Origin of the sequence: Microbacterium sp. Be9 (assembly GCF_011754135.1) — a bacterium.
GTDB classification, from domain to species: domain Bacteria; phylum Actinomycetota; class Actinomycetes; order Actinomycetales; family Microbacteriaceae; genus Microbacterium; species Microbacterium maritypicum_A.
Window position 1 is genome coordinate 895,057 of the sequence record NZ_WNWT01000004.1, and the last position, 25,337, is coordinate 920,393.

Annotated in this window: 23 protein-coding genes; 10 read left to right on the forward strand and 13 right to left on the reverse strand. The window is 68.0% G+C overall.

Annotation, left to right across the window (positions count from 1 at the left end):
- The first annotated feature begins 62 nt into the window (after positions 1–62).
- Positions 63–2,417: an arylsulfatase gene (locus GLO27_RS08530; RefSeq protein WP_021198013.1), complete on the forward strand. Its 2,355-nt coding sequence runs from the start codon at positions 63–65 to the stop codon at positions 2,415–2,417.
- A gap of 63 nt (positions 2,418–2,480) precedes the next feature.
- On the opposite strand, the gene GLO27_RS08535 is transcribed toward GLO27_RS08530, so the two are convergent.
- The 5 genes from GLO27_RS08535 to GLO27_RS08555 all read right to left on the reverse strand — a co-directional run bounded on the left by GLO27_RS08535 (position 2,481) and on the right by GLO27_RS08555 (position 8,523).
- Positions 2,481–4,547, reverse strand: coding sequence for a heavy metal translocating P-type ATPase (locus GLO27_RS08535; protein ID WP_243844805.1), 2,067 nt, complete (start codon positions 4,545–4,547; stop codon positions 2,481–2,483).
- Between the two features lie 139 nt (positions 4,548–4,686).
- A complete protein-coding gene (locus tag GLO27_RS08540; protein ID WP_021198015.1) occupies positions 4,687–4,947 on the reverse strand; it encodes a YHS domain-containing protein in 261 nt (86 codons plus the stop codon).
- 20 nt (positions 4,948–4,967) lie between these two features.
- Positions 4,968–7,295, reverse strand: a complete 2,328-nt coding sequence (locus GLO27_RS08545; RefSeq protein WP_167254412.1) for a heavy metal translocating P-type ATPase — start codon at positions 7,293–7,295, stop codon at positions 4,968–4,970.
- A 62-nt stretch (positions 7,296–7,357) separates the two neighbouring features.
- On the reverse strand, positions 7,358–8,314 hold the full coding sequence (locus tag GLO27_RS08550) for a heavy-metal-associated domain-containing protein (RefSeq protein ID WP_167254414.1): 957 nt from the start codon (positions 8,312–8,314) through the stop codon (positions 7,358–7,360).
- Complete coding sequence (locus tag GLO27_RS08555) at positions 8,314–8,523, reverse strand: heavy metal-associated domain-containing protein (protein WP_021198018.1); 210 nt, start codon at positions 8,521–8,523, stop codon at positions 8,314–8,316. The genes GLO27_RS08550 and GLO27_RS08555 overlap by 1 nt, the downstream gene beginning before the upstream one ends.
- Before the next feature lie 209 nt (positions 8,524–8,732).
- On the opposite strand from GLO27_RS08555, the gene GLO27_RS08560 reads away from it, so the two are divergent.
- Positions 8,733–9,674: an HAD family hydrolase gene (locus tag GLO27_RS08560; RefSeq protein ID WP_031206625.1), complete on the forward strand. Its 942-nt coding sequence runs from the start codon at positions 8,733–8,735 to the stop codon at positions 9,672–9,674.
- Between the two features lie 28 nt (positions 9,675–9,702).
- Here the strand turns inward: GLO27_RS08560 and GLO27_RS20245 are convergent, their stop codons facing one another.
- Positions 9,703–9,909 carry a hypothetical protein gene (locus GLO27_RS20245; RefSeq protein ID WP_167254416.1) on the reverse strand — a complete coding sequence of 69 codons (207 nt, stop codon included), beginning with the start codon at positions 9,907–9,909 and terminating at the stop codon, positions 9,703–9,705.
- A gap of 24 nt (positions 9,910–9,933) precedes the next feature.
- Between GLO27_RS20245 and GLO27_RS08570 the strand changes: the two genes are divergently transcribed.
- The 4 genes from GLO27_RS08570 (at position 9,934) to GLO27_RS08585 (ending at position 13,994) form a co-directional block, all read left to right on the forward strand.
- Entirely contained in the window at positions 9,934–10,713 is a 780-nt protein-coding gene (locus tag GLO27_RS08570) for an AI-2E family transporter (RefSeq protein ID WP_292774635.1), read from the forward strand.
- A gap of 195 nt (positions 10,714–10,908) precedes the next feature.
- A complete protein-coding gene (locus GLO27_RS08575) occupies positions 10,909–12,561 on the forward strand; it encodes a solute carrier family 23 protein (protein ID WP_208323575.1) in 1,653 nt (550 codons plus the stop codon).
- Positions 12,561–13,232, forward strand: coding sequence for a GAP family protein (locus GLO27_RS08580; protein ID WP_167254420.1), 672 nt, complete (start codon positions 12,561–12,563; stop codon positions 13,230–13,232). Before GLO27_RS08575 ends, GLO27_RS08580 begins: the two co-directional genes overlap by 1 nt.
- Positions 13,233–13,277: 45 nt before the next feature.
- The gene (locus GLO27_RS08585; protein ID WP_167254422.1) at positions 13,278–13,994 is read left to right on the forward strand and encodes a GAP family protein; all 717 of its coding nucleotides are present in this window, start codon (positions 13,278–13,280) and stop codon (positions 13,992–13,994) included.
- Positions 13,995–14,007: 13 nt separating this feature from the next.
- Here the strand turns inward: GLO27_RS08585 and GLO27_RS08590 are convergent, their stop codons facing one another.
- The 3 genes from GLO27_RS08590 to GLO27_RS08600 form a co-directional block, all read right to left on the reverse strand.
- Entirely contained in the window at positions 14,008–16,608 is a 2,601-nt protein-coding gene (locus GLO27_RS08590; protein WP_167254424.1) for a LuxR C-terminal-related transcriptional regulator, read from the reverse strand.
- Positions 16,609–16,708: 100 nt separating this feature from the next.
- Positions 16,709–17,689, reverse strand: coding sequence for an FUSC family protein (locus tag GLO27_RS08595; protein WP_167254426.1), 981 nt, complete (start codon positions 17,687–17,689; stop codon positions 16,709–16,711).
- 117 nt (positions 17,690–17,806) lie between these two features.
- Positions 17,807–19,483, reverse strand: a complete 1,677-nt coding sequence (locus GLO27_RS08600; RefSeq protein WP_167254427.1) for a SulP family inorganic anion transporter — start codon at positions 19,481–19,483, stop codon at positions 17,807–17,809.
- A gap of 186 nt (positions 19,484–19,669) precedes the next feature.
- On the opposite strand from GLO27_RS08600, the gene GLO27_RS08605 reads away from it, so the two are divergent.
- The 4 genes from GLO27_RS08605 (at position 19,670) to GLO27_RS08620 (ending at position 22,076) form a co-directional block, all read left to right on the forward strand.
- Complete coding sequence (locus tag GLO27_RS08605; protein ID WP_021198034.1) at positions 19,670–20,056, forward strand: SHOCT domain-containing protein; 387 nt, start codon at positions 19,670–19,672, stop codon at positions 20,054–20,056.
- A gap of 92 nt (positions 20,057–20,148) precedes the next feature.
- Positions 20,149–20,613: a MarR family transcriptional regulator gene (locus tag GLO27_RS08610; RefSeq protein WP_208323576.1), complete on the forward strand. Its 465-nt coding sequence runs from the start codon at positions 20,149–20,151 to the stop codon at positions 20,611–20,613.
- A 27-nt stretch (positions 20,614–20,640) separates the two neighbouring features.
- Entirely contained in the window at positions 20,641–21,618 is a 978-nt protein-coding gene (locus GLO27_RS08615) for a zinc-binding dehydrogenase (RefSeq protein ID WP_167254428.1), read from the forward strand.
- A gap of 56 nt (positions 21,619–21,674) precedes the next feature.
- Positions 21,675–22,076 carry a RidA family protein gene (locus tag GLO27_RS08620; protein ID WP_029258462.1) on the forward strand — a complete coding sequence of 134 codons (402 nt, stop codon included), beginning with the start codon at positions 21,675–21,677 and terminating at the stop codon, positions 22,074–22,076.
- A gap of 37 nt (positions 22,077–22,113) precedes the next feature.
- Here the strand turns inward: GLO27_RS08620 and GLO27_RS08625 are convergent, their stop codons facing one another.
- Genes GLO27_RS08625 through trmB form a run of 4 tightly spaced genes read right to left on the reverse strand, consistent with a single transcriptional unit; the run spans position 22,114 to position 25,294 of the window.
- Positions 22,114–23,190 carry a DNA polymerase IV gene (locus GLO27_RS08625; RefSeq protein WP_208323577.1) on the reverse strand — a complete coding sequence of 359 codons (1,077 nt, stop codon included), beginning with the start codon at positions 23,188–23,190 and terminating at the stop codon, positions 22,114–22,116.
- A 45-nt stretch (positions 23,191–23,235) separates the two neighbouring features.
- Positions 23,236–23,628 (reverse strand): DUF1304 domain-containing protein, encoded by a 393-nt coding sequence (locus tag GLO27_RS08630; protein WP_021198039.1) that lies wholly within the window; start codon positions 23,626–23,628, stop codon positions 23,236–23,238.
- Positions 23,629–23,681: 53 nt separating this feature from the next.
- Complete coding sequence (locus GLO27_RS08635) at positions 23,682–24,548, reverse strand: CPBP family intramembrane glutamic endopeptidase (protein WP_167254776.1); 867 nt, start codon at positions 24,546–24,548, stop codon at positions 23,682–23,684.
- A 20-nt stretch (positions 24,549–24,568) separates the two neighbouring features.
- Positions 24,569–25,294, reverse strand: a complete 726-nt coding sequence (trmB, locus tag GLO27_RS08640) for a tRNA (guanosine(46)-N7)-methyltransferase TrmB (protein ID WP_167254429.1) — start codon at positions 25,292–25,294, stop codon at positions 24,569–24,571.
- Between the last annotated feature and the right edge of the window lie 43 nt (positions 25,295–25,337).

Consider the following 25,337-nt stretch of genomic DNA (forward strand, 5'->3'; position numbering starts at 1 on the left):
GATCCACGCGGACACCCCCAGGTACTCGCGATACACCCCATGTATGAGAAGAAGGAACTTCCATGACCGCGGAACTGCCCGGATCGATCCTGCCGCTTCCTGACCGTGAGTATCAGGGGCCCGTCGTCTTCGACGCGAAGAAGTCGGAGGCCGACTTCCCTCCCCTCGTCGCCAAGCGCCCGCCCAAGAGCGCACCGAACGTCCTGGTGATCCTCCTCGACGATGTGGGCTTCGGCGCGTCGAGCGCATTCGGCGGCCCGATCCACACGCCCACGGCCGAACGCCTCGGGAACGCCGGGCTGAAGTACACCCGATTCCACACGACCGCGCTGTGCTCCCCCACCCGTGCCGCGCTGCTCTCCGGACGCAACCACCACGCCGTCGGCATGGGCCACATCACCGAGACCGCGACCCCTTCCCCCGGCTACCGTTCCACGCGTCCGAACTCTGCCGTCCCGCTGCCCGAGATCCTGCGCCAGAACGGCTACAACACCGCGCAGTTCGGAAAGTGCCACGAGGTGCCGGTGTGGGAGACAGGCCCCACGGGACCGTTCGACCACTGGCCTGCCTTCTCGGGCTTCGAGAGGTTCTACGGTTTCATCGGCGGTGAGACGAACCAATGGACGCCGGCCCTCGTCGACGGAGTCACCGCGGTCGAGCCGCCGACGGACGAGGGCTACCACCTCATGCCCGATCTGGCCGACAAGACCATCGACTACATCCGGCAGCAGAAGAGCCTGACGCCGGACAAGCCGTTCTTCATCTACTTCGCCCCGGGCGCGACGCACGCCCCGCATCACGTTCCGAAGGACTGGATCGCGAAGTACAAGGGGGCCTTCGACCACGGCTGGGACGCGCAGCGCGAGCAGACCTTCGCGAAGCAGATCGAACTCGGCGTGATCGCGCCGGACTCGAAGCTCACGGAACGCCCGGAGGGACTGCCGGCCTGGGACGACGTCCCGGACGAGCAGAAGCCGATCCTCGCGCACCAGATGGAGGTCTATGCGGCGTTCCTGGAGTACGCCGACTTCCACACCGGTCGCGTCATCGACGCGCTCGAGGAGCAGGACATCCTCGACGAGACCCTCGTCTACTACATCATCGGCGACAACGGGGCGAGCGCGGAGGGCGGCATCAACGGTGCCTACATGCTGACGACCGCCTCCAACGGCGGCGGTCAGTTCGAGACCGTCGAGTTCTGGAACGAGCATCTCGACAAGGTCGGCGGTCCAGAGGCGTACAACCACTACTCGGTGGCGTGGGCGCACGCGATGTGCACGCCCTACCAGTGGACCAAGCAGGTGGCATCGCACTACGGCGGAACGCGCAACGGCACCATCGTCCACTGGCCGAGCGCGATCGAGGGATCCGGCGAGGTCCGGCACCAGTGGCACCACGTGATCGACCTCGCCCCGACCGTCCTGGACGTCGCGGGCCTCGCCGAGCCGCACACGGTGAACGGGGTCACCCAGATTCCGATGCACGGAGTCTCGATGGCCTACAGCTTCAACGCCCCGGACGCCGATGAACGACACGTCACGCAGTATTTCGAGCTGATGGGCAACCGCGGCATCTACCACAAGGGCTGGACGGCGCAGACGAAGCACCGCACTCCGTGGGATGTCGTCTCGAAGGCTCCGGACTTCTCGGCCGACGTGTGGGAGCTGTACGACACCTCGGTCGACTGGACGCAGTCGGACAACCTGGCGTCCACACACCCGGAGAAGCTGGCAGAGATGCAGCAGATGTTCCTGATCGAGGCGGCTCGACACAACGTGTTCCCGCTCGACGACCGCGCGGCCGAGCGCATGAATCCCGCGATCGCCGGCAGGCCCACGCTGGTCACCGGCGACCGACTGCGGCTGTACCCGGGGATGATCCGTCTGGGAGAGAACGTCGCCCTGAATGTGAAGAACCGTTCGTACTCGGTGACGGCCCAGCTCACGGTGCCCGAGGACGGCGCAGTCGAAGGTGCCATCGTCGCCCAGGGCGGACGCACCGGCGGGTGGTCGTTCTTCGCAGAAGACGGCAAGCTCGGGTATCACTACAACTACTGCGGGCTGGTCCGCACGACCGTGCTGTCCGACACGACCATCGGCGGTGGCGATCACCTCGTGCGTGCGGAGTTCGCCTACGACGGCGGGGGGATCGGCAAGGGCGGCGAGGTCACGCTGTTCATCGACGGTGCCGCGGTCGGCTCCGGACGCGTGGAGCACACGCACCCGCTGTACTTCTCCTTCGACGAGGGCCTGGACACCGGCGAGGACACCGGAATGCCCGCCTACGAGGGATACAAGGAGTGGGGCGGCAAGTTCACCGGCACGATCGATTGGGCAGAGGTCGCACTCGGCACCGACGATCACAACCACCTGGTCGACCCAGAGGAGCACTTGAACGCCGCGCTGCGGCATCAGTGAGTCGCGAGAACCGTGCGCGGAAAGACCCCGTCCGGCTGGACGGGGTCTTTCTGCGTACGGGAATCAGCGATCGAGGATGGCGCGGGTCGCGACGTCAGGCCGCAGATCGAGGCGCCGCAGCAGCTGCGCGTTGAGCGCGACGACGATGGTCGACAGCGACATCAGGATCGCCCCCACCGACATCGGCAGCACGAACCCGATCGGCGCGAGCACGCCGGCCGCGAGCGGCACCGAGAGCAGGTTGTACCCGGCGGCCCACCACAGATTCTGCTTCATCTTCCGATACGCGGCCCGCGAGAGTTCGATGACCGAGAGAACAGAGCGCGGGTCATCGCTTGCGAGGATCACGCCGGCAGAGGCGATGGCGACGTCTGTGCCCGCCCCGATGGCGAGCCCCACGTCTGCCTGCGCCAGCGCGGGTGCGTCGTTGACGCCGTCGCCGACCATCGCCACCTTGCGCCCCTCGTGCTGCAGCTCCTGCACCTTCGCGGCTTTGTCCTCGGGGCGCACCCCCGCGAAGAACCGGTTGATCCCCAGGTCGGCGGCGACTGTCTGCGCGACGGCCTCGGCATCACCCGTGATCATGACGACCTGCACACCGAGCGCATGCAGCGCGTCCACGGCTTCGCGGGATTCCGGACGTACCTCGTCGGCGAGCTTCAGCGCTCCGATCACTCGGCCGTCCTGGACGACGTGGAGGATGATTGCGCCGTCCTCCCGCCACTGCTCGGCGACGGCGAGCTCGTCCACCTGCTCCTCCGTGAGCAGGTGCGGGCCGCCGACGCGCACGGTCGATCCCTCGACGGTAGCCGTGACCCCGACAGCAGGCGACGACGTGAAGTCGCGGCTCTGCGGCACCGAGAGGCTCCTCTCGGTGGCGGCGCGGACGATCGCCTTCGCGAGCGGGTGCTCACTGTCGGCTTCCGCAGCGGCGGCGAGCGCCAGCACGCGATCGGCGTCATGCTCGCCCGCGACCGACACCTCCGACACGACGGGCTCGCCCTTGGTGAGGGTTCCGGTCTTGTCGAACAGCACGGTGTCGACGGTTCGCATACTCTCCAGGGCGAGGCGATCCTTCACGAGGACTCCACCCCGGGCGGCGCGCTCGGTCGCGATCGACACGACGAGCGGGATCGCCAGACCCAGCGCATGCGGGCAGGCGATCACGAGCACGGTGATCGTGCGGATGACGGCCGCGTCGGGGAATCCGACGAGAGTCCACACGATCGCGGTGATCGCCGCGGATCCCAGAGCGAACCAGAACAGCCACCCCGCTGCGGTATCCGCGAGGCGCTGAGCTCGCGAAGACGAGCTCTGCGCCTCGGTCACCAGGCGCTGAATTCCAGCGAGGGTGGTGTCGTCTCCGGTCGCAGTGATCTCCACCCGGAGCCCGGAGTCCGTGGCGACGGTGCCGGCGGTGACCTGGTCTCCCGCACCGCGTGCGACCGTGCGGGACTCCCCCGTCACCATCGACTCGTCCATCGACGCGCGTCCGTCGACGATGCGCCCGTCGGCCGGAACGCTTCCGCCAGGGCGAACGACGACGATGTCGCCGACGGCCAGATCTGCGGGTGAGACGATCACGACCTGACCGTCCTCCACACGCTCGGCCTCGTCCGGCAGGAGAGCGGCGAGCGAGTCGAGCGCAGAGGTGGTCTGCGCGAGCGAGCGCATCTCGATCCAGTGCCCGAGCAACATGATCACGATGAGGAGGGCCAGCTCCCACCAGAAGTCGAGCTCGTGATGGAGGATGCCGAGACTCGCCCCCCACGATGCGAGGAAGGCCACGGTGATCGCCAGGCCGATGAGCAGCATCATGCCGGGCTTGCGCGCGCGGATCTCGCTGACGGCGCCCACGAGGAAGGGCTTGCCTCCCCACACGTACATCACGGTTCCCAGCACGGGCGAGACCCACATCAGCCCGGGGAGGTCGGGAAGGGGGTAGCCGAGGATCATCGCGAACATCCCCGACAACGCGACGGTGGGGACGGCAAGCGCGAGCATGATCCAGAACAGCCGCCGGAACTGGCCGACGTGGTCGGCGTGCCCTCCGTGTCCGCCGTGTCCGCCGTGTCCCCCGTGGGCGCCGTGGGCGTCGTGTCCCCCGTGGGCGTCGTGTCCCCCATGCATATGGTCGGAGTCGTTCGACTCGTGGTGCGGGGCGCCGGGTGCGGTGCTGTCGTGGTGCGGAGTGCTCATTACCCTCTCCTCCTCGGAAAGACGATTCCCGTGCGGGGCCGCGTGGTGCGGCCCCGCACGGGTGAAACGGTCAGGCTGCGGCGACGTACTTCGCCGGGTCGGCGTCGAACGCCGGCCCGCATCCTGCGCAGCAGAAGTAGTAGCGGGTGCCCTCGTAGTCACGGAACAGGCCGGCGGCCTCGGCATCCGCGACGACGACCGCGCTGCCGACCATCACCGGGCACTCTGCCATGGCGCCGGAGGGCGACGCCAGCAGATCCTTTCGACCTTCGGCGGAGACCGCACCGTTGCTGGTGACGCTGCAGCAGGATCCTGCGGGGGAATCGGACATGAGATGCTCCTCTTTCGGTTTCAGTGGGTTCCTGCGGGGACTGCCGGTGTCGCGCGTTCCCGCGCCGCACGGCTCCCCGCCGGAGAGGGGTCCGCCGTCTGGCTCCGGAAGGAACGCAGGCGGAGGCTGTTGCCGACCACGAAGACGCTGGAGAACGCCATCGCCGCGCCGGCGAGCATGGGGTTGAGCAAGCCGAGCGCAGCGAGCGGGATCGCCGCGACGTTGTAGGCGAAGGCCCAGAACAGGTTGCCCTTGATCGTGCCCAGAGTCCTGCGGGACAGGCGGATGGCGTCCGCGGCACTGCGCAGATCTCCGCGGACCAGTGTGATGTCGCTGGCCTCGATCGCCGCATCGGTCCCTGTGCCCATCGCGAGCCCCAGATCGGCCTGGGCGAGTGCGGCCGCGTCATTCACGCCGTCCCCGACCATCGCGACGACCTTGCCATCGCGCTGCAGCCGTGTGATCACCTCGACCTTCTCCTTCGGGAGCACCTCGGCGATGACATCGGTGATGCCGACCTCTGCCGCGATCTGCTCCGCCACCGCCCGGTTGTCGCCGGTGAGGAGGACGGGCGTGAGACCCAGACTCTTGAGCTGCGAGATGGCCTGCGCACTGGTCGGCTTCACCGTGTCGGCGACGACGAGCACGCCACGCGCCTCGCCGTCCCACCCGACCGCGATGGCGGTCTTGCCCTGACTCTCGGCCTCCGCTTTCGCGGCAGCGAGCGCGGCGGGCAGGTGCAGCGACCACTCGGCCAACAGCGATTCCCGACCCACGAGCACCGCGTGCCCCTCGATCACGCCCTGAACACCCTTGCCTTCGACGTTGACGAAGTCCTCGGGCACCGGGAGTGCGCCGATCTCCTGAGTCGCGGCTTTCGCCACTGCCTGCGCGATGGGGTGCTCCGACGCGTCTTCCACGGCGCCTGCCAGCCGCAGGAGCTCGCGTCGATCGACGCCCTCCGCGGTGTGCACGGCGGTGAGCGTCATCTTGCCGCTCGTCACAGTGCCCGTCTTGTCGAGCACGACCGTGTCGACCTTGCGGGTGGATTCGAGCACCTCGGGTCCTTTGATGAGGATGCCCATCTGCGCTCCGCGTCCCGTCCCCACCAGCAGAGCGGTCGGTGTGGCGAGGCCCAGCGCGCAGGGGCAGGCGATGATGAGCACGGCGACGGCCGCCGTGAAGGCTGCGGAGGCAGGGAACCCGGCTCCCAGCCATGCCCCGAGGGTGGCGAGGGCGATCGCGATGACGATCGGCACGAAGATCCCGGAGACGCGGTCGGCGAGGCGCTGCACCTCGGCCTTCCCCGTCTGCGCGTCCTCGACCAGCTTCGCCATCTGCGCCAGCTGCGTGTCGGAGCCGACACGGGTCGCCCGGATGACCAGGCGGCCACCGGCGTTCACGGTCGCGCCGGTCACGGCGTCCCCTTCACCGACCTCGACCGGCACCGACTCGCCGGTCAGCATCGAGGCATCGACGGCCGAGGTCCCGGACACGATGACCCCGTCCGTGGCGATCTTCTCACCGGGGCGTACGACGAACTCATCTCCCGGCTGGAGGTCGGCCGTGGGAATCCGCTTCTCGATACCGTCGCGGATCACGGCGACGTCCTTGGCTCCGAGTTCGAGCAGCGCACGCAGCGCGGCCCCGGCCTGACGCTTGGAGCGCTTCTCGAAGTAGCGCCCGGCGAGGATGAACATCGTCACCCCCGCCCCCACCTCGAGGTAGATGTTCGCGGCGCCGTCACTCGGAGCCACGGTCAGCTCGAACGGGTGCGTCATCCCGGGGACTCCTGCAGTCCCGAAGAACAGGGCGTAGAGCGACCACAGCAATGCGGCGATGGTCCCCATCGAGATCAGGGTGTCCATGGTCGCTGCGCCGTGGCGCAGGTTCGTCCACGCCGCCTTGTGGAACGGCCACGCCGCCCACACGATGACGGGACCGGCGAGCGCGAGTGAGAGCCACTGCCAGTACATGAACTGGAGCGCCGGGATCATCGCCATCGCGATGACCGGGACCGTCAGGACGATCGAGGCGATGAGCCGGTGCTTGAGACTCGTGAGTTCGGCATCGGGGGCATCGCCCGCATCGTCCTGACCCGTCTCGGCTTCGGGCGCAGGAAGGGCGGCGGTATATCCGGTCTTCTCCACCTCCGCGATGAGCAGAGCAGGATCGAAGCCGGCCGGGGCGGTCACCTTGGCCTTCTCCGTGGCATAGTTCACGGTGGCCGTGACGCCGTCGATCCGATTCAGCTTCTTCTCGATCCGCATCGCGCACGATGCGCAGGTCATGCCGCCGATCTCCAGCTCCACGCTGGCCGGTGCGGCCGCGGACTGCGTGTCCGTCATGATGATCTCCTCGATACTTGCGCTCCGCGTCCGAGGACGCGGAAAGAGTGGGGTCGTGCGGTTCAGTGCCCGCCGTGGTCGTCGCCCGTGTCGTTCGACGACAGGTCGGCGGGAACCGCATCGAGGACGAACGGCGCGGTGTGGACCTTCCCGTCGACCTGGAAGTCGAGGTAGAGCAGGTACCTGCCGGCGGTCGGAGCCTGCGCGGTGAAGACCACCTCGGGACCGGCGACCTCACCCGGTGCGGGCTCATCTCCGTGCGCGTGCACGTGCAGGTAGGCCAGGTCTCCGTCACGGAGTGCGACCAGATGCCCGAACGCACCCAAGTAAGGCTCGAGCGTGGTGACGGGTACCCCGTCCCGAGCGATCTCGACCGTCAACTCGCTCCCGGCACCGGCGACGAGGTCACCGCTGATCGACACGTCGAATCCATCGACGGTGGCGGTGGACCGCGTCTCGGCCGCAGGCTGCGGCGTGAAGGGCCCGCCCACATCGACGGTCCGTGAGAGCGTCACCCCGGGCCCGTCCGATGCGGTGAAGTCGGCGTACACACGGTACGTACCCGCAGCCTCCCAGGTCCATGGCAGCGACCAGGCCCCCGTCCCGACATCGAGCACGGGATGCACATGCCGATATCGGCTGCCGTCACTGCGCACCACGATCAGGTGAAGCTGCTTGCCGTGGGCCGTCTCGTACGAGGTGACCGGCTCGCCCTCGGGCCCTCGCACCACGAAGGAGAGCTCCCCCGCGGTCCCGGTCTCCCCCGGGGCCGAGATCGCGCCGATGGTGTATCCGGATGCGGCGATCATCACTCCACTCACGTCTGTCCCCTGCTCTTTCCCGTTATCCGTGTTCTGCGTGCCGGGTTCCGCCGACTGCTCATCGTGGCCGGCTCCCCCGCGCTCCGTCCAGGAGGCCACAGCGCTGTCGGAAACGACGGCGCCGGCCACCGCGAACGCGACCCCGAAGACCACCACAAGACCTGCGCCGTAGAGACCGAGACGGCTTGCGGTGTTCATCAGGCGGGTACTGCCTGGTAGCCCGCCTCGTCGACCGCCGCGAGGATCGCCGCGTCTTCGAGGGGTTCTGCGCTCGTCACGACGAGCCTGCCGGTCTGAGCGCTGATGTCGATCGCATCGACACCGGGAATCTGGCTGACTTCGCCCCGGATAGCGACCTCGCAGTGGCCGCAGCTCATTCCGCTCACCTGGTACTCGCTCGTGTTCATGAGGGTTCCTTTCTCGTTTCAGCATACCCGGGTGGGGTACTCCTTCGTGTCAACCCTATACCCTCCTGGGGTATTCCGATCACGCGGTGATCTCCGTGTTCGACCGCGCGGACCATCGCCCCGGCGGGGTGATGTCAGCCTGTCGAGAACCGCGGGACGATGCCACGCTGATGCTTCCGCCGGCATTCGAAGAGACGCGAGGATCGCACATGACCGCTCACCCTTCCCTCCCCTCCTGGCGCGACACCCGCACACGCCGAGACATCGAGGCTTTCGTCGCCTCCGTGACATCGGGGCCAGACGCCGTCCCCGTCGAGGAGCGCATCGCGGTGTTCGACAACGACGGGACCCTGTGGTCGGAGAAGCCGATGATCACACAGCTGCACTTCGTCGTGGAGCAGTGGCGTGCGGCTGCGGAGCGGCAACCGGAGCTCGCCGAGAGGCAGCCGTATCTCGCAGCCGTGAGCGGCGACTTCGCGTGGCTGGGAGCGGCGATCGACAAGCACTACGGTGGTGACGACTCCGACCTCGGGATCATCATCCAGGCGCTGGTCGGGCTCACGGATGGGATGAGCGTGGAGGACTACGCGACGTCGGTGGCGGAGTTCTACCGCACCGCGCAGCATCCGACGTTGCAGCGCCCCTACGCCGAGACCGTGTATCAGCCGATGGTCGAGTTGCTCAGGTTTCTGGAGCACCACGGCTTCACCTGCTACATCGTCTCGGGAGGTGAGCGTGACTTCATGCGTCCGATGACGCAGGCCAACTACGGGATCCCCCCGGAGCGCGTGGTGGGGTCGGCCTTCGGTCTCGCGTGGGACGATGCCGAGGCGACCGTGCGGTACTCGTCCTCCTTGGCCTTCTTCGACGACGGCCCCGAGAAGCCGATCCGCATCTGGACCCGCATCGGCCGGCGCCCCCTGTTCGTGGGGGGCAACTCCAACGGCGACACGGCGATGATGGACTTCGCACGCCGAGGACCCCGGCCGGGTTTCGCACTCCTCGTCCACCACGACGACCCGTCACGCGGCGACATTCCCTACGACGCGGGCGCCGAGAAGGCCCTCGCGGACGCTGCGGACAAGGGCTACACCGTCGTGAGCGTCAGAGACGACTGGGAGCAGGTGTTTCCCGACTCCGCGCGCGCCTGAGATGTCGGGGAGAACGCCCGTCGGAGACTCACCGTCGGGCGTTCTCCGCGTCGGCCGGGTCGGCTTCCTCCGGCTCTTCGACCAGTGGCTCTTCCCTCGGGGAAACGATCGCTGCGCCCGGGGGTCGCCTGAGCAGCTCGACCACGATGGCGAAGACGAACAGTCCGACGGTCACCCCGAACACCGCTCCGAACGAGACCGGTCTCGACGCCATGAGGATGAGGAGCGCGAGCACCAACCCGACCAGAAGGATCGGACCGTGGAAGCGATCGACCTGGACGAGGAGGCCTCGGACGCCGCAGCCTCGGTCCTCGACCCCACCACGCTGCTCGGGCTCGCACGGAGCATAGGGGGAACCGTGGTCAGCGTCGCGACGGCCCTGTTCTTCGTGTGCGCCTACATCATCTTCATGGCGGTGGATGCCGCTCGTTACCGCCAGGCGCCCGCGATCTTCGGCGCGACCAAGGGCGCGGTGATCGCGCGGATCTCGCGTCTCAACACCGGCGTCCGCCGTTACTACATCGTCAACGCGAGCTTCGGCGCGATCGTCGCGATCATCGACGGTCTCGCACTGTGGTGGATGGGCGTTCCGGCTCCGGTCGTCTGGGCGATCCTGGCGTTCGTGACGAACTTCATCCCGAACATCGGCTTCGTCCTCGGCCTCGTCCCTCCGGCGATCCTGGCGTTCGTCGTCGGCGGCTGGCCGCTGCTGCTCGGAGTGGTCGCGGTCTACTGCATCGTCAACGTGGTCCTCCAGGTGCTCGTCCAGCCGAAGTTCGTCAGCGATGCGGTCGATCTCAGTCTGACGCTCAGCTTCTTCTCGGTGATCTTCTGGACCTTCATCATCGGTCCCCTCGGGGCGATCCTGTCGATCCCGCTCACCCTGCTGGCGCGGACGCTCGTCTTCGAGGGCGATCCCGATGCGACTTGGCTGCGCTGGCTCTCCGGAGACCGCACCGCGGTTCCCGCGGCGCCGGAGCCGGAGCCGGTCGAGCCTGCGCGACGACGTCGCCGACGTCGTGCGCCTCGTCGCCGCTGACGTCTCCGCACCTGCCTCTTCCCCACTGCTGCGCCCGCACGACCTCGCTGTGCCCGCACCTCCCCCGTAAATCACCAGGGGTGAGGTTGCCGTCGAGACGTGGTCCCGAGAACGTTCCCGGTGGGATCGTGGAGGCGGGAGCGCTCGACGGGGGCGCCGGCGGATGGAGGCGATGTGCAACGTCCACTCGCGGGATTGACCAGGCGCAACTTCGTCACGGAGCTCACCGCCGGGGTCACCCTGCTCGCCATCGCGATCCCGTTGAACATCGGCTACGCCCAGATCGCCGGCCTCCCGCCCACCGCCGGCCTCTACGCCCTGATCGTTCCCACGATCGTGTACGCGCTGATCGTCTCCTCCCGACAGCTGGTCGCGTCACCGGACGCGGCAGCCGCCGCGCTCGTCGCGTCCTCGATCGGCGGCCTCGCCGCCGCCGGCAGTGCCGACTACGCCACTCTCGCGCTGGCCCAGGCGATCATCTGCGGCGTCATGTTCGTGCTCCTCGCGATCTTCAAACTGGGCTTCCTCGCGAACTTCCTCTCCAAACCGATCCTCGTGGGTTTCGTCGGCGGGCTGGCGCTCGACATCATGGTCAGCCAGGTGGCGAAGATGCTCGGCGTCAAGATCGACTCCGGCAAGGACTTCATCGGGAAACTGGTCGACCTCGTCGGAGGGTTCACCACGGTCAACGGCTGGGCCGTCCTGATCTCCGTGTGCGCGGTCGCCGTGCTGCTGCTGGGACGCAGATTTCTCCGCGCCGTCCCTTGGGCACTGATCGTCCTGGTGGCGACCACGCTCGTCGTCGTCGTGACCGGACTCGATCAGCAGGGCGTCGACGTCCTCGGCGAGGTTCCGGCAGGACCGCCCGTGCTCACGTGGCCGATGATCGACTGGTCGCTCTGGCTCATGCTGATTCCGTCCGCGATCGCCTTGACTCTGGTCACGACGGCCGAGGGCCTGCTGGTGTCGCGGTCATACTCCGAGAAACACGGCTACCCGTTCCACGCGAACCGGGATCTCCTCGCATTCGGCGCGTCGAACATCGTCGCCGGCGCGCAGGGCAGCTTCGCCGTCGGCTCGTCGACCTCCCGCACTGCGGCGATGGATCAAGCGGGTTCGCGTACGCAGTTCCCCGCGTTGATCCTCGCCGCGGGCACCCTGCTGCTGCTCCTGTTCGGCACGGCACTCCTGGCCGACATCCCGTCGCCGGCCATCGGCGCGATCGTCGGCGTCGCGATCATCCCGCTGCTCGGCATCCGCGACTTCATCGACCTGTGGCGCAAGGACCGGTTCGAGTTCCTCATCGGCGCGACCTGCTTCCTCGTCACGCTTCTGATCGGCTCGATCCCGGGCATCCTGGTGGCGTTCGTGCTCGCGCTCATCAACATCGCCAAACGCGCGTCGAATCCCGCGATCGACGTGCTCGAATCCAGCGGAGACCCCGGCGAGTCGCTGCTCGAAGACGCTCCGGCCGGAAACGTCACGGCACCGGGAGTGATCGTCATCCGGCTGGCCGCTCCGCTGTTCTTCGCCAACGGTGCCGTGTTCTCGAGCGCCGTGAAAGACGCCATCTCGTCTGCTGGCCACGGCCGTGTCCAACACCTCGTCGTCGATATGGAAGCCGTCACCGATGTGGACGTGAGCGGCGCGGAATCGTTCGTCGCCCTCAAGCACTGGCTCGCCGGCCAGTCGGTCTCCCTCGCTTTCAGTCGAGTGCGGCCGAACACACTGCACCGCCTGACCGAGCTCGGACTCCTCGAGGCGGAAGACGTCTACGCCACCAACCGCGAAGCGATCACGAATCTGGCTCCGTCGACGACGGGGTCGACTCCAGAGAAAGGTCACTGATGGGAACCGTCATCGGAGAGATCCTCCCCCTCGCGCTCGGGGTCGCGATCAGCCCGATCCCGATCATCGCGGCGATCCTCATGCTGCTCTCGCCCAAGGCGCGCATCACCAGTGTCGGCTTCCTCCTCGGGTGGGTGATCGGGATCGTCGTCGCCGTCACCGTGTTCACTCTCCTGTCGTCGATCCTGCCGGCGGACGACCCTGATGCCTCACGGCCGATCCGTGGTGTGGTGCAGCTCGTCCTGGGGCTGCTGCTCTTCCTCCTCGCCTTCGGACAGTGGCGCAAGCGCCCCAAGCCCGGCGAGGACGCGGCGCTGCCGAAGTGGATGAAGGCCATCGACACGGTCACCTTCCCCGTGGCGTTCGGCCTCGGATTCCTCCTGTCCGCCGTGAACCCCAAGAACCTGATCATGGCCGCCGGCGCGGGCACCGATATCGGGGGCGCGGCCCTTCCGGTGGGGTCCGCCGTCGTGGTCGTCGTCATCTACACGCTCATCGCCTCATCGACGGTGCTGATCCCGGTCGTCGGCTATCTCATCGCAGCCGACCGTCTCCGCGCGCCTTTGGACGCCCTGCGCGGGTGGCTGGCGGCGGAGAACGCCGTCATCATGGCCGTCCTGCTGCTGGTGATCGGCGTATCGATGATCGGCAAGGGAATCGGCAGTTTCTAGAACCGGGATCGGCCGGGGAACCCGGTCCGCAGAAGGGACACGCACGTGGGAGAACTGATACTCGCGCTCGTCCCGGTCGCTCTCGGTGTGGTCCTGAGCCCCCTCGCGATCATGGCGCTCGTCGCCGTTCTCCTCTCGCGCAATGCGCGGATGAACGGCATCACGTACCTGATCGGGTGGTTCCTCGGTCTGGGCGGGCTCATGACCCTGTGCCTCTGGCTGTTCCCCCTGCTCGCGGTGCACGAGCTCGGTGAGCCTCCGCTGTGGGTCCCGATCGTGCGTGTCCTCCTCGGCCTATTCCTGATCGGGTCCGCCGTCTGGGTGTACCGAAAGGGTCGCGCACACATCGCACAGATGGCCGCGGCGTCATCACCGCGCGAAGTCGTCGCCGCATCACCCCAGCTCCCGGGCTGGCTGCATTCCGTGGAGTCCTTTCGGCCCGGGCGGACTCTGCTTCTCGGACTCGGGCTCTTCGTGCTGAATCCGGTCGATGCCTCGTGCGCTATCCTCGCCGCGCTCGACATCTCGCTGTCGGACGTCGACCGGAGCTCCGGCCTGTGGGTCGCTGTCGTCTTCGTCGTCATCGGGACGCTCCCCATCGCACTGCCCGTGCTGTACGTGGTGGTCCGCGGTGCCGACGCCCAGCCGCTCCTCGATCGCGTGCGGACGTGGATAGCCGGGAACACGCACGTCCTGAACGCCGCGCTGCTCCTGGTCATCGGTGCCCTTCAGCTCGAGAAGGGGATCGCTGCCTTGCTCTGAGCGACGCACCGGTTCAGTCGATACCGAGAGCGAGCGCGGCCGCCGTCACTCCTTCGCGGTCGGAGACGCCGAGCTTCCGATAGATGTTCCGGACGTGGGTCTTCACGGTGTTCGGCGAGATGAACTCCTGCTGGGCGATCTCCCGCAGCGTCGCATTGCGGCTCAACGCGGAGAGCACGATGCGCTCGCGCCGCGTGAGTTCTTCGTCGATCAGCATGCCCGCAGCGGCGAGGCGCTCGCGGACGCAGTCGGCGAAACGCCCGCGGGAACCCGGGGTGGCGCGTGCGGCGAGCAGACGCGCCACCACCGGCCCCGCGTCGGCGAAACGCCGGACCAGCTCCTCCGGCTCCGCCAGCGCGAGCGCGAAGGCGAGAGACACCTGCGCCTGGTCCGGGTGCCCGGACTGCACGTCGAGGCAGGCCGCGACCAGCCACGCGTCGACCATCGATGCCAGCAGAAGACACTGCGAGCTTCCCTCCAGGACGGGAGCGAGCGCCTGACGGGCACGCGCGAAGTCCTGGTCGTGCAGTGCCGCGATCGCCCTGAGCAGGAAGACGTCGCCGGTCGAGCCGATCGCCCGCTCGATCTCGACGATGAAGCGGTCACGGAGCGAGCGCTCCCCGAGTCGATCGAACGCCCGCACGGCGAATGCGCTCATCATCGCGTACCAGTGCACCGGAAGCGGCATGTCGGCGCGCGGCGCCAGGTTGTCGAGCAGAGCGGTGGCCGCGGCATGCGCGTCGATCGCGGAGTCGACTCCCAGAAGCGTGATCATTCCGCGAAGACCCCGTGCGATCGAGGGTTCGGCGCCCGATTCGATGATGCCGGCGGCGACCTTCAGCGTCTCGTCGACGTCGCCGACGAGCATCCGCTCGAAGGGAACCCAGTAGCGCCACACTCTGGTGACCTCGTAGAACGAATCATCCGGGGTGCCGAGCTCGGCCCAGCGCTGATCGAGGCGCGCACCCGAACGGAGCACCTCGCCCATGCGACCGCGGAAGAACTCAGCGGTGTTCAGGATGGCTGCCGCCTGCAACTCCGCCGCTGCAGCGCCGGAGGCGACCGCGCGGTCACACGCCAACCGCGCGAATCGACCTGCCCGGTCGAGGTCTCCGACATAGAGCTCCGCCATGGCGGCCTGCACGAACACATAGGTGTCCAGCTGCGACTCCCCGGTCACCTCATCGAGCGCGAGCTCCAGCCGGTCGAGAGTTTCGGTGAGGCTTCCGCGCCGGACGGCGATATGCAGTTCCAGCCCCTTCCGCCACTGACGAACGGCCGCAGACCCCTCATCCCCCGGCCATGGCGGCGAGGAGTCCAGCAGGGCAGCTGCCGTGGAAGCGTCTCCTCGCGCGAGTCGCGCCGATGCGATCAACAGCTGCACGGAAGGTTCGGCCAGCACGGAATGCGGAAGCCCCGCTGTCGCGGAGATCACCTCGCAGGCATGCCCCATGAGAACGAGCTGCATCCCGCACTGTCGCAGGATCAGGAACATCGACTGCGCGTCGTGACTGCGCGTCGCGTGAGTGAGCGCGAGCCTGTGCTCCTGCTCTGCGGCGAACCACTCCGCCGTCACCTTCTCGAGGGACTCGACCGCCGCATCTCCGCGCTCCTTCAACCGGGCGTAGAGGAACTCCCGCAGCAGGGGGTGATAGTGATACCACCCCGGCTCGTCGCGGTTGCGACTGATGAGAACGTTGAGGCGGATGAGTTGCTCGATCAGACCCGCGGCCGGCGCTCCACCGATGAGCCGCGAGGCCAGTCGGGGAGTGAACGAATCGGGTACCGAGGTGAGCACGAGGAAGTCGCTGAGCTCGTGGTCGAGGTCGGCGAAGACCTCCTCGGCGAAGTAGTCGGTCACCGTGGGAGAATCGCCGCGCAGCGGGAGCACGGTCGCGAACGAATCGTGGAGCGCGGCGAGTTCGAGGAGACGCAGCCCGGTCGCCCATCCTTCGGTCCTGCGCAGCACGGACGTGATCTCCCCCTGTGAGAGGCTCACGTCCCGCGCACGGAAGAACAACCGCACCTCCGCCGGCGTGAAGGCGAGATCTTTCGCATCGAGTTCGAGGGCGATCCCGGCGATGCGTCGGCGCGCGAGCGGAATCCTGCGGGTTCCCCGTCCGGAGAGGACGACGTGCCCGTTGCCGGGAACGGCGTTCACGAAAGAAGTCAGCATCTCGGCGAGCCGATCGTCCTCGACGAGGTGGACGTCGTCGATGATGACGACGATACGCCGCCCCGCGCCGCGGAGGGAGCGCGCCAGCGCGCGTGCGGTCTCCACCGACCAGCTGCCGGCGACCCGCGCCAGGCTCTCGCGAAGCCGTTCGTCATCGACGTCTGCCAGTGCGCTCCGCAACGGTTCGAGATCCATGTCGCCACGCTGCAGAGCCCACCACACCACCGCGGTGTCGCCATGGGCGTCCAGTGCGTGAGCCCAGTGGACGAGCAGTCGCGTCTTCCCGGATCCGGCCGGCGCAGAGAGCACGGTCAACGTCCAGGGTTCATCCATCGCGGCGGTGAGACGCGCCAGCAGTCGAGGCCGCGCGATATCTCCCGCGACCGTCGAGACGGCGAAAGCCCGCGACGATTGCGGGTCCTGTTCATCTGATGCCATCGGAACCCCCGTAACATGTTAGACGATACTCGACCCTCTCCCACTCGAAGTATCCCACCCCAGAGAACACGGGCTCAAGGAACTTTCGTCTAGCGTGGAATCACGCGGAGGAACGACGCCGAACCCTCGCGAGCAGCGAGACGATCGAGGGCACCACGGCTCCGAAAAAGAGGGCGAGCCCGACACCGATCAGCGTTTCCACGGCGCGCTCGACGAACCGCTCCGCCGGGGGCTCCGGGGACGTCGACATGATGAGCGTCAGAGCGAGGAACGTGGTGAATCCGGGCACGACGTACCAACGGCTCTCCTGAATCGCGCACGCCGACCCGATGACCAGTCCCACCACGATCCCCACGACCACGTCCGCCGGGTCGAGCACCGCCACGACCGCCGCCGCCAGTGCGCCGATCAGAACGGACACCGCACGCCCGATGCTGCGCGCGATGAGCTGCCCCCGCACCGGCCTCATCACCAGGAGCACCGCACCAGTCGCCCAGCCGACATGCTCGAGGTCCCACAGGAAGCCCAGCGCCGCGGCAGTGGCCGCACCCGCGCCGAGAAGGATTCCGTAGACCAGCATGGCGCGACCGCGCGGCACCGGCGGCGGCGGATGGGGCTCTTCGTCGCGTTCCGGCCAGAGCAGCATGAGGATCCACGCATAGATCGAACCGGCCACGATGCACGCCGCGAAACCGAGGGTGACCGGCGACCAGGTGAAGCTCAGCCCGATACCGGTCATCGGCAGCGCCAGGACCAGCAGGAGCTGACCCCCGCGTCCGCGCGTCGCGTTGACGCTCGCCAGGACCGCGAGCACGAACACCCCGACGACGGCGATGACGGGCGAAGCCGCCAGCACGGACCCGAGCAGCAGCGCCATGGCGCTGAGCACCCCGACGACCGGGATGATCGCTCGACTGCGCCGTCGCGGCGGCATGCCGAAAGCCGCCGCGGGCACGACCCCGATCCCGAAGGCGACCGCCAGCGACAGATCGAACGGGGCGACCACGATGGCGGGCACGGCGAAGAGCATGCCGAGGCCGAACCGAGACCACCGCCAACTCAGCCCTGCGCGGTCGTCCATCCTGTCCACCTCGGCCCCGCAACCGCCCGCTCGTCGCTCGACACGACCGCCCCCTCTCGTGGGGCTGCCCGCCGCTCCCACTTGTGGAGCCAGCCTAGGGAGGAGGCCGTCGGTGCGTCAGGGCGCGTCGTCCACTTCACCCTGGTGAAGGCTGGGCATCCCCGCATCGATCGCCGATTCGGCTGCGGTGATGCCTTCTCGCAACGTCCCGTGGACGCGCCCCGCCGATTCGAGGCCTGCGAACCACGGTGTGCGCTCCGCCACGACCTTGGCTGATGCCGGCACCGCAGCCAGGTGCAGCACGACCCCGAGCTGCGAGAGCTCGCGGTCGAGATCCTCCAGCGCGTCGAGCACGGTGATCGTCATCACCTCCTGCTGCGTCAACCCGAGCACGAGCGCGCGGACCGGAGCCCCCTGGGCCGCCACGGTCTCGAGGAGCATCCGCTCGTTCGCCAGGGCGTTCGCAGTGTAGAGACCGCGGTCCAGGCGGATGCCCAGCACCCCGCCGTCACCACCCACGATGGTCGCCTTCGGGATGTTGACCTCGCGCAGCACCAGGATCAGCGTCACGACGACGCCGACCGCCACGGCCGGGAGCAGACCCGCGGTGAGACCGAGGACGGCGACGGACGAGGCGATCCAGAAGTCGACGCGGCTGATGCGTGCCCAGCGCACGAGTTCCGGGATGTTGATGAGCCCCGCCACGGCGACGAACACCATCGCGGCCAACGTCGCCTCCGGCAGCAGACTGAGCACAGGGCCGAGGAAGAGGGCGACGAGGACGGCGAGGACCACGGTCACGAGGGTCGCCACCTGCGAGCGCGCCCCCGCGCTCTGATTGACCGCGCTCTGCGAGAACCCTCCGGCCGCAGGCATCGTTCCGAAGAAGGCCCCGACTGTGTTCGCCGCGCCGGTCGCAAGCAGTTCCTGGTCACTGTCGATCTGAGGCTCGGTGGCGACGCGAAGGCTTCGGGCGACGGCTGCGGACTCGAGGAAGGCCATCACGGCGATCGCGAGCGCGCCCGGAAACAGCACCACCGTCTGTCCGAAGTCCGGGATTCCTGGAACGGGCAGGCCGCTGGGCACCGGAGCGATCAGGTCGACGCCGAGCCGATCGATTCCGGCCAGCCCGACCAGGAGGATCCCTCCGACCACGACGACCAGCGTGCCCGGAACCTTCGGAGCGAAGCGCTTGAGCACGAGGATCACCGCGATGGAGCCTGCGGAGAGGGCGATCGTGGGCCCGTTCGCACTTCCGAAGGCCTGCGCCACCGCGCCGAGCGATGCGAGGAATCCATGACCGGAGAAGTCGTCGCTCTCGCCCAGCAGCTTCGGCAGCTGTCCGACCGCGACCGTCGCACCGACACCGATCTTCAGGCCGAGGACCGTGGCGCCACTGATGTTCTCCACGAGCGAGCCGAGCCGGCAGAGCCGGGCGATCAGCAGGATCGCGCCGACCAGCAGGGTCAGCATCATCAACGAACCCATCGCGTCCTCGGCCCCGGCCGCCACGCCCGCCGTGACCAGGGTCGTCGCCGTCAGCGTGGCGATGGTCGACGTCGTCGAGACGCTCATCGCCCTGCTCCCCCCGAGGAACGCGTACACGAGCATCGGCAGGATGCAGGTGTAGAGGCCCACCTGCACGGGCAGGTTCGCGATCGTCGCATAGGCCATCGCCTGCGGAATCACGACGGCACCGGCCGAGAGCCCCGCGATCACGTCGCGAAGGATCCAGGAACGTCGGTAGCCCACGACGGTGCTGAACAGCCACGGGGGTCGTCTCGTCACTGTCATCGGCCTCTCCGTCGTCGGGTCGTCAGAAGCGTACTGCGGCGGACACCGCGAGGAACACGGGTGAAAGGGTCCCACGCGCGGCTCACCCTGGTGAACTCCCGCCGCGGACAGTGCCGCCGGCCCTGCGCACCGGTAACGTCCGACGAGCCGCCGACTTCGCGCGGAACATCTTTTGAAGGAGTAGTCATGAGTTTTTGGGGATCGTTCTGGGACATCATCTGGTGGTTCCTGCTGGCGTTCGTCTTCATCTCCTACCTGTTCGCCCTGTTCGCCATCGTCGCCGATCTGTTCCGTGACCGGAAGCTCAACGGCTGGTGGAAGGCGGTGTGGATCATCTTCCTGATCTTCGTTCCGTTCCTCACGGTGCTCGTGTACCTGATCGCACGGGGATCGGGCATGGCAGAGCGGAGCAATGCGGAGGCCGCGAGCGCCCGCAGCGCGGCAGATGCCTATATCCAGCAGGTCGCCGGCACGAGTCCGAGTGAGGAGATCGCGAAGGCGAAGGCATTGCTGGACTCCGGGACGATCACGGCCGAGGAGTACAACACGATCAAGGCCAAGGTCCTCCGTTAGGACCGATACAGGGCGTGTCCGCGCACCGCGGGCACGCCCTGTTCTCCGTCATTCAAGTTGTGCACAATCGAATTGCATGCAATAATTTATCCATGCCGGTGACCGATGAGATGGTGTGCTTCTCCCTCTACTCCGCGGCTCGCGCCACCACGCAGGCATATCGGGCGCTGCTCGCGCCGTGGGGACTGACGTACCCGCAATACCTGGTGCTCGCCGCGCTCTGGCTCGACGGCGAGCAGACGATCGGCTCACTCGGCGAGGTGATGCGCCTGGATTCCGGCACGCTCTCCCCGCTCGTTCGGCGACTCGAGCAGGCAGGCCTCGTGGCGCGATCGCGGAGTCGCGAGGATGAGCGCGTCGTGACCGTGACGCTCACTGAAAAGGGGCGCGACCTTCGCTCCGAGGTCGCGCCGATCCATTCCAGGATCACCGCGATCTCGGGACTCCACGACGACGCACACCGCAGAGCTCTCATCGCCGAGTTGCACGACATCACCGATCGCCTCCAGCAGGCGACCATCGACCTCGGCAGCGCCCGCCCGGGCGACGCCCGCTGACCTCACCCCCGACAGAACGGAGCCGCCATGCGCGCACTCATCCACCCCACCTTCGGCGCTCCGGAGGAAGTCCTCCGCGTCGAGGACCGGCCCGTTCCGGAGCCCGGCGAGGGACAGGTCCGCCTGCGAGTGGTCCTCTCCCCCATCCACAATCACGATCTCTGGACGGTGCGCGGCACTTACGGCTTCACTCCCGAACTCCCTGCGGCGTCGGGCACAGAGGCGTTGGGCGTGGTGGATGCGCTCGGCGCCGGTGTCGAGAACCTCGCCGTCGGCCAGCGCGTCGCCACTGGCGGGACCTTCGGCGCATGGGCGGAGTACATCGTGACGAACGCCGCGGGGCTCATCCCCATCCCGGACGGGGTTCCCGATGAGACGGCCGCCCAGCTCGTGTCGATGCCGTTCAGCGCGATCACCCTGCTCGATTTCCTCGCGGTGAAGCAGGGCGACTGGATCGTCCAGAACGCTGCGAACGGCGCCGTCGGGCGCATGCTCGCGCAGCTCGCCTCCGCACGTGGTGTGAACGTGGTCGGCCTCGTGCGTCGGACGGCGGGCATCACGGAACTCCATGAGCAGGGCATCGACCGGATCGTCGCCACCGATCAGGCCGATTGGAAGGCACAGGTGGAAGCCCTCACCGGCGGTGCCCCCGTCGTCGCCGGTGTCGACTCGGTCGGCGGCGCTTCTGCGGGCCAGGTGCTCTCGTTGCTCGCCGAGGGAGCAACCCTGGTCGCCTTCGGCGCGATGGACTCGCCCGTCATGGAGATCGCGTCCTCCGATGTGATCTTCAAGCAGGCCACGGTGAAGGGTTTCTGGGGCAGCAAGGTGATCCCCCGCCTGGACGCGGATACGCGCACCGCTCTGTTCGGCGAGCTCTTCCAGCGTCTCGCCGACGGCAGCCTCACCCTTCCCGTCGCCGGCATCTTCGACGCTGCCGACATCAGCGCGGCCGTGCAGGCGAGCGATACCGCAGGGCGCGTCGGCAAGGTGCTCCTCCGCTTCTGAGCGCGTGCGCCTCCGAGGAGCTCTCCGATGTCGGTACCCCAAGGCAGAGTGTGCGCATGAACATCACACTCACTCAGCCTGAAGGGCTCGTCGCGAGTCCGGCATTCAGCCACGTGGCGGTCGTTCCGCCTGGAGCGACGACGATCTACATCGGCGGCCAGAACGGCGTCGACACCACGGGGGCCGTCGTCTCCTCCGATGCCGGCGAGCAGTCGCTGCGCGCGGTGGAGAACGCCAGGATCGCTCTCGAGTCGGTCGGTGCCGGACTCGACGACGTGATCAGCTGGACCGTGCTGATCCATCAGGAAGCGGATCTGCGCGCAGCCTATGGAGCGGTCGCCTCGAGGCTCGCCAGGGAAGGCGCCCCGCCCCTCGTCACGGCTGCGCTGGTGGCAGGGCTCGGGGTGCCCGGTGCGCTGATCGAGGTGAGCGCCGTCGCCGCCGTCGTCCGGGACTGATCGAACCCCGCGCTTTTGGGGGCGTGCGGGACGGAGGTCAGATCCTGCCACGCACCGGAGTGCGCTCCGCATCGTCGGCGCCGTCCGGCATGGTCATCTCCGCGCGCACGCCCAGCAGGCGAACCTCACGCTCGGGATCGAGCGTCGCGCCGAGTGCTGCCGCGGCCGCGACGAATTCCTCGCGATCCGTGGTCGGCCCCGGAAGCGTGCGACCGATCGTTCTGGTCTCGAACGGGGCGTACCGCACCTTGAGGTGCACACGCACGACGGGTCGCCCTTCGGCGGCGCAGTCCTGGAAAGCCTGGGCGGCGAGTTCTCTGATCGCCGTCTCGACCTGATCCGGTGTCGTCAGGTTCTGCTGGTAGGTCATCTCGCGGCTGTGGCTACGAGCGACCCATGGGGTGTCGTCGACGGTACGCGGACCGATTCCGGATCCCAAGCCGTGATACCAGACCCCCATCCGCGGTCCGAACTCCGCCACCAGAGCCTGCTCGTCCGCATCGGCCAGCTCGCGCACGGTCAGGATGCCGTGAGCGGCCAGTCTCCTCTGCACCTTCGGCCCGACACCCCACAGCTCGCGCGTCGGCCTGTCTCCCATGATCTCGAACCAGTTGTCCGCTGTGAGGCGGAATATGCCGCGGGGCTTGCCGAATCCGGTAGCGATCTTCGCCCGCACCTTGTTGTCGCCGATCCCCACCGAGCAGTGCAGCTCGGTCGCATCGAGCACCGCGGCCTGCGCGGACCTCGCCATCGTCTCCGGATCGTCCGTGGTCACGCCGAGAAAGCACTCGTCCCACCCCACGATCTCGAGCACCACATCCGGCAGCGCCCGGAGCGCGGCCATCACCTCACCGGAAGCCAGAGCATAGGCCTCGTGGTCGACGGGGAGGAAGACCGCGTCATCGGGTGCCTTGCGTGCGGCGATCTTCAGAGGCATGCCCGAACCGATTCCGAAGGCGCGCGCCTCATACGAGGCGGTCGACACGACGGCGCGCTCGGTGGGGTCTCCCCGACCACCGACGATCACCGGGAGGCCGGCGAGCTCGGGCCTGCGCAACACCTCGACCGCGGCGATGAACTGATCCATGTCCACGTGCAGCACCCAGTCGGCCATGCAACGAGTGTGGTCGCTGACGGCGCGGATGTCACCCCTCGAGCATCAGCTGATCGCGACGCCGATCGCCGTGGCGACCACCGCGAGCAGTGGCAGGGCTCCCTGCATCGTGGCCGCGCGCACTTTGGTGCGGTCGGACAGCACGAGCACCAGCGCGGCGGCGAGCATCATCGCGGTACCGGCGAAGACGAGTGTGAGCCCCACCGTCTCGGCTCCCACGATCACGAGACCGATGCCGAGCAGGGTCGTCAGCGCGAGGAAGAGGTTGTAGAACCCCTGGTTGAAGGCCAACTGCTTCATGGTGACCGCATCGGCCTCGCTGGCGACGCCGAAGATCTTCCGCGTCTCGGTATCGGTCCACCTGAGCGACTCGAGCGCGAAGATGAAGACGTGGAACGCAGCGGCGGCTGCGGCGAGGACGAGACCGACGATGAGCATGGGCTGATTCTCCCGTTCCGAGGGGTCGGGAGCAAGCCGACCGGTGAGCGGGGCTACACGAGGAAGATCGGCAGCAGCCCCGGATTGTGTGCGTGCACCAGCACGGCGAACACCACGGCGTCGAACAGCAGATGCACCGTGACGACATAGGCGAGCGAATGCGTGCGGAGGAAGATGTACCCCTGCAGCAGGGCGAACGGGATGGTCAGCAGCGGTCCCCACTCCCGGTAGCCGAGCTCCCAGAGGAACGAGACGAAGACGATCGCTTGGAGCAGGTTCGCGACCAGGTCCGGGAAGTGGCGTCGCAACAGCGCGAACACCGTGCAGATGAAGAACAGCTCGTCCCAGATGCCGACGGCGCCGACGCCGACGAAGAGCCTCGCGATGAGGTCGGGGGTGTCGACCACCGGCCAGTTCTGGTAGACCCCGCTGGTGATGAAGTAGAAGGGCAGGATGAGCCAGCCGAGCACCAGCACGGCCACCAGCCAGCCCCATTGCAGCCGACCCCAGCGTCTACGCGTTCGCCACGGGAAGCTGATCGCGCGGTCGCGGTAGACGAACCGCGAGATGACGTACGGCACGGCGACCGCCCCGCCGAGTGCAAGAGTGAAGCGCAGCATCGCGAGGTTGTCGAGCTCCGCAGCCAACGGGATGATGCTCACGATCAGAAGACCGATCGCGATCAGGGAGAGATCCCTCGTGAGAGACGGCGGCCTGTGCACTCCGATCATCCTCGCGGTCTCCAACCGAGACCCCACGTGCACGACCTCGTCCTCGGCGCGGCGGCCGCGCTCGATCAGACCCGCCACAGCGATGCCCGCCGCGAGCAGCGTCCAGCCGATCCAGGGGATCTCCAGCACGAAGAATGCCGGAGCCGCGGCGCACACGAGCAGCGCCGGCACGAAGCCCAGCCGCTGCATCGTGTCACGCCGCACGTCGGTCACGCGCGCGTCCTGCGCCGATACACGAGGTCGCGGATGTCCCGTCCCTTGGCGATGCCCTTGCGCTCGAATGCGGTCATCACCCGGCCGTCGAAGCGGTCAGCCCATTCCCCGTCGAATGCACGCTCGAACAGCGGCTCGGCATCGAGCACCTCGCGCATCTGCAGCGCGTAGTCCTCCCAGTCCGTCGCGAGTCGCAGCAGTCCGCCGTCACACAATGCTCTCGCCGCGGTGTCGCCGAAACCGGGGCGTACCAGACGTCGTTTCGTGTGCTTCTTCTTGTGCCACGGGTCGGGGAAGAAGATCCACACCTCCCGTGCCGCAGCCTCGGGGAGGAATGAGGCGAGCACCTCCGGCGCGTTCGCCTCGACCACGCGCAGGTTGCGGGCACCCTCGCGATCGGCGTCGAGCATCGTCCGCGCGAGTCCAGCGCGGAACACCTCGACGGCGAGGAAGTCGTCGTCCGGGCGCGACGACGCCGCGGCCACGATCGCATGCCCCTGCCCGGAGCCGATCTCCACGTAGAGATCGGCCGAGCGTCCGTACTCGGTCGCGGGGGCGAGACGGGCCTCGGGGTGCACGGACGTCCAGGCGACGTCTCGCGGCACGTCGAGCAGATAGTGCGCGCCGAGCTCGGAGAACGCGCGCTCCTGGGCGTCGGACATCCGACCGCTGCGGCGCACGAACGACACCGGTTCGTCTCGGAAGGTACGGGGTTCGGGCATGAATCCAGGGTAGCCGTCGGCGTCGCGGCGTCCGGCGCCTCGG

What these genes read in the sequence shown, in the direction of transcription:
- GLO27_RS08545 (WP_167254412.1), bottom strand. Translation starts at nt 7,295, where the DNA reads ATGACGGACACGCAGTCCGCGGCCGCACCGGCCAGCGTGGAGCTGGAG.
- GLO27_RS08530 (WP_021198013.1), top strand. Translation starts at nt 63, where the DNA reads ATGACCGCGGAACTGCCCGGATCGATCCTGCCGCTTCCTGACCGTGAG.
- GLO27_RS08600 (WP_167254427.1), bottom strand. Translation starts at nt 19,483, where the DNA reads ATGACAGTGACGAGACGACCCCCGTGGCTGTTCAGCACCGTCGTGGGC.
- GLO27_RS08555 (WP_021198018.1), bottom strand. Translation starts at nt 8,523, where the DNA reads ATGAACACGAGCGAGTACCAGGTGAGCGGAATGAGCTGCGGCCACTGC.
- GLO27_RS08590 (WP_167254424.1), bottom strand. Translation starts at nt 16,608, where the DNA reads ATGGCATCAGATGAACAGGACCCGCAATCGTCGCGGGCTTTCGCCGTC.
- GLO27_RS08620 (WP_029258462.1), top strand. Translation starts at nt 21,675, where the DNA reads ATGAACATCACACTCACTCAGCCTGAAGGGCTCGTCGCGAGTCCGGCA.
- GLO27_RS08635 (WP_167254776.1), bottom strand. Translation starts at nt 24,548, where the DNA reads ATGCAGCGGCTGGGCTTCGTGCCGGCGCTGCTCGTGTGCGCCGCGGCT.
- GLO27_RS08560 (WP_031206625.1), top strand. Translation starts at nt 8,733, where the DNA reads ATGACCGCTCACCCTTCCCTCCCCTCCTGGCGCGACACCCGCACACGC.
- GLO27_RS08615 (WP_167254428.1), top strand. Translation starts at nt 20,641, where the DNA reads ATGCGCGCACTCATCCACCCCACCTTCGGCGCTCCGGAGGAAGTCCTC.
- GLO27_RS08550 (WP_167254414.1), bottom strand. Translation starts at nt 8,314, where the DNA reads ATGAACACCGCAAGCCGTCTCGGTCTCTACGGCGCAGGTCTTGTGGTG.
- GLO27_RS08540 (WP_021198015.1), bottom strand. Translation starts at nt 4,947, where the DNA reads ATGTCCGATTCCCCCGCAGGATCCTGCTGCAGCGTCACCAGCAACGGT.
- GLO27_RS08610 (WP_208323576.1), top strand. Translation starts at nt 20,149, where the DNA reads ATGCCGGTGACCGATGAGATGGTGTGCTTCTCCCTCTACTCCGCGGCT.
- GLO27_RS08625 (WP_208323577.1), bottom strand. Translation starts at nt 23,190, where the DNA reads ATGGCCGACTGGGTGCTGCACGTGGACATGGATCAGTTCATCGCCGCG.
- GLO27_RS08595 (WP_167254426.1), bottom strand. Translation starts at nt 17,689, where the DNA reads ATGGACGACCGCGCAGGGCTGAGTTGGCGGTGGTCTCGGTTCGGCCTC.
- trmB (WP_167254429.1), bottom strand. Translation starts at nt 25,294, where the DNA reads ATGCCCGAACCCCGTACCTTCCGAGACGAACCGGTGTCGTTCGTGCGC.
- GLO27_RS08630 (WP_021198039.1), bottom strand. Translation starts at nt 23,628, where the DNA reads ATGCTCATCGTCGGTCTCGTCCTCGCCGCAGCCGCCGCTGCGTTCCAC.
- GLO27_RS08580 (WP_167254420.1), top strand. Translation starts at nt 12,561, where the DNA reads ATGGGAACCGTCATCGGAGAGATCCTCCCCCTCGCGCTCGGGGTCGCG.
- GLO27_RS08605 (WP_021198034.1), top strand. Translation starts at nt 19,670, where the DNA reads ATGAGTTTTTGGGGATCGTTCTGGGACATCATCTGGTGGTTCCTGCTG.
- GLO27_RS08535 (WP_243844805.1), bottom strand. Translation starts at nt 4,547, where the DNA reads ATGCATGGGGGACACGACGCCCACGGGGGACACGACGCCCACGGCGCC.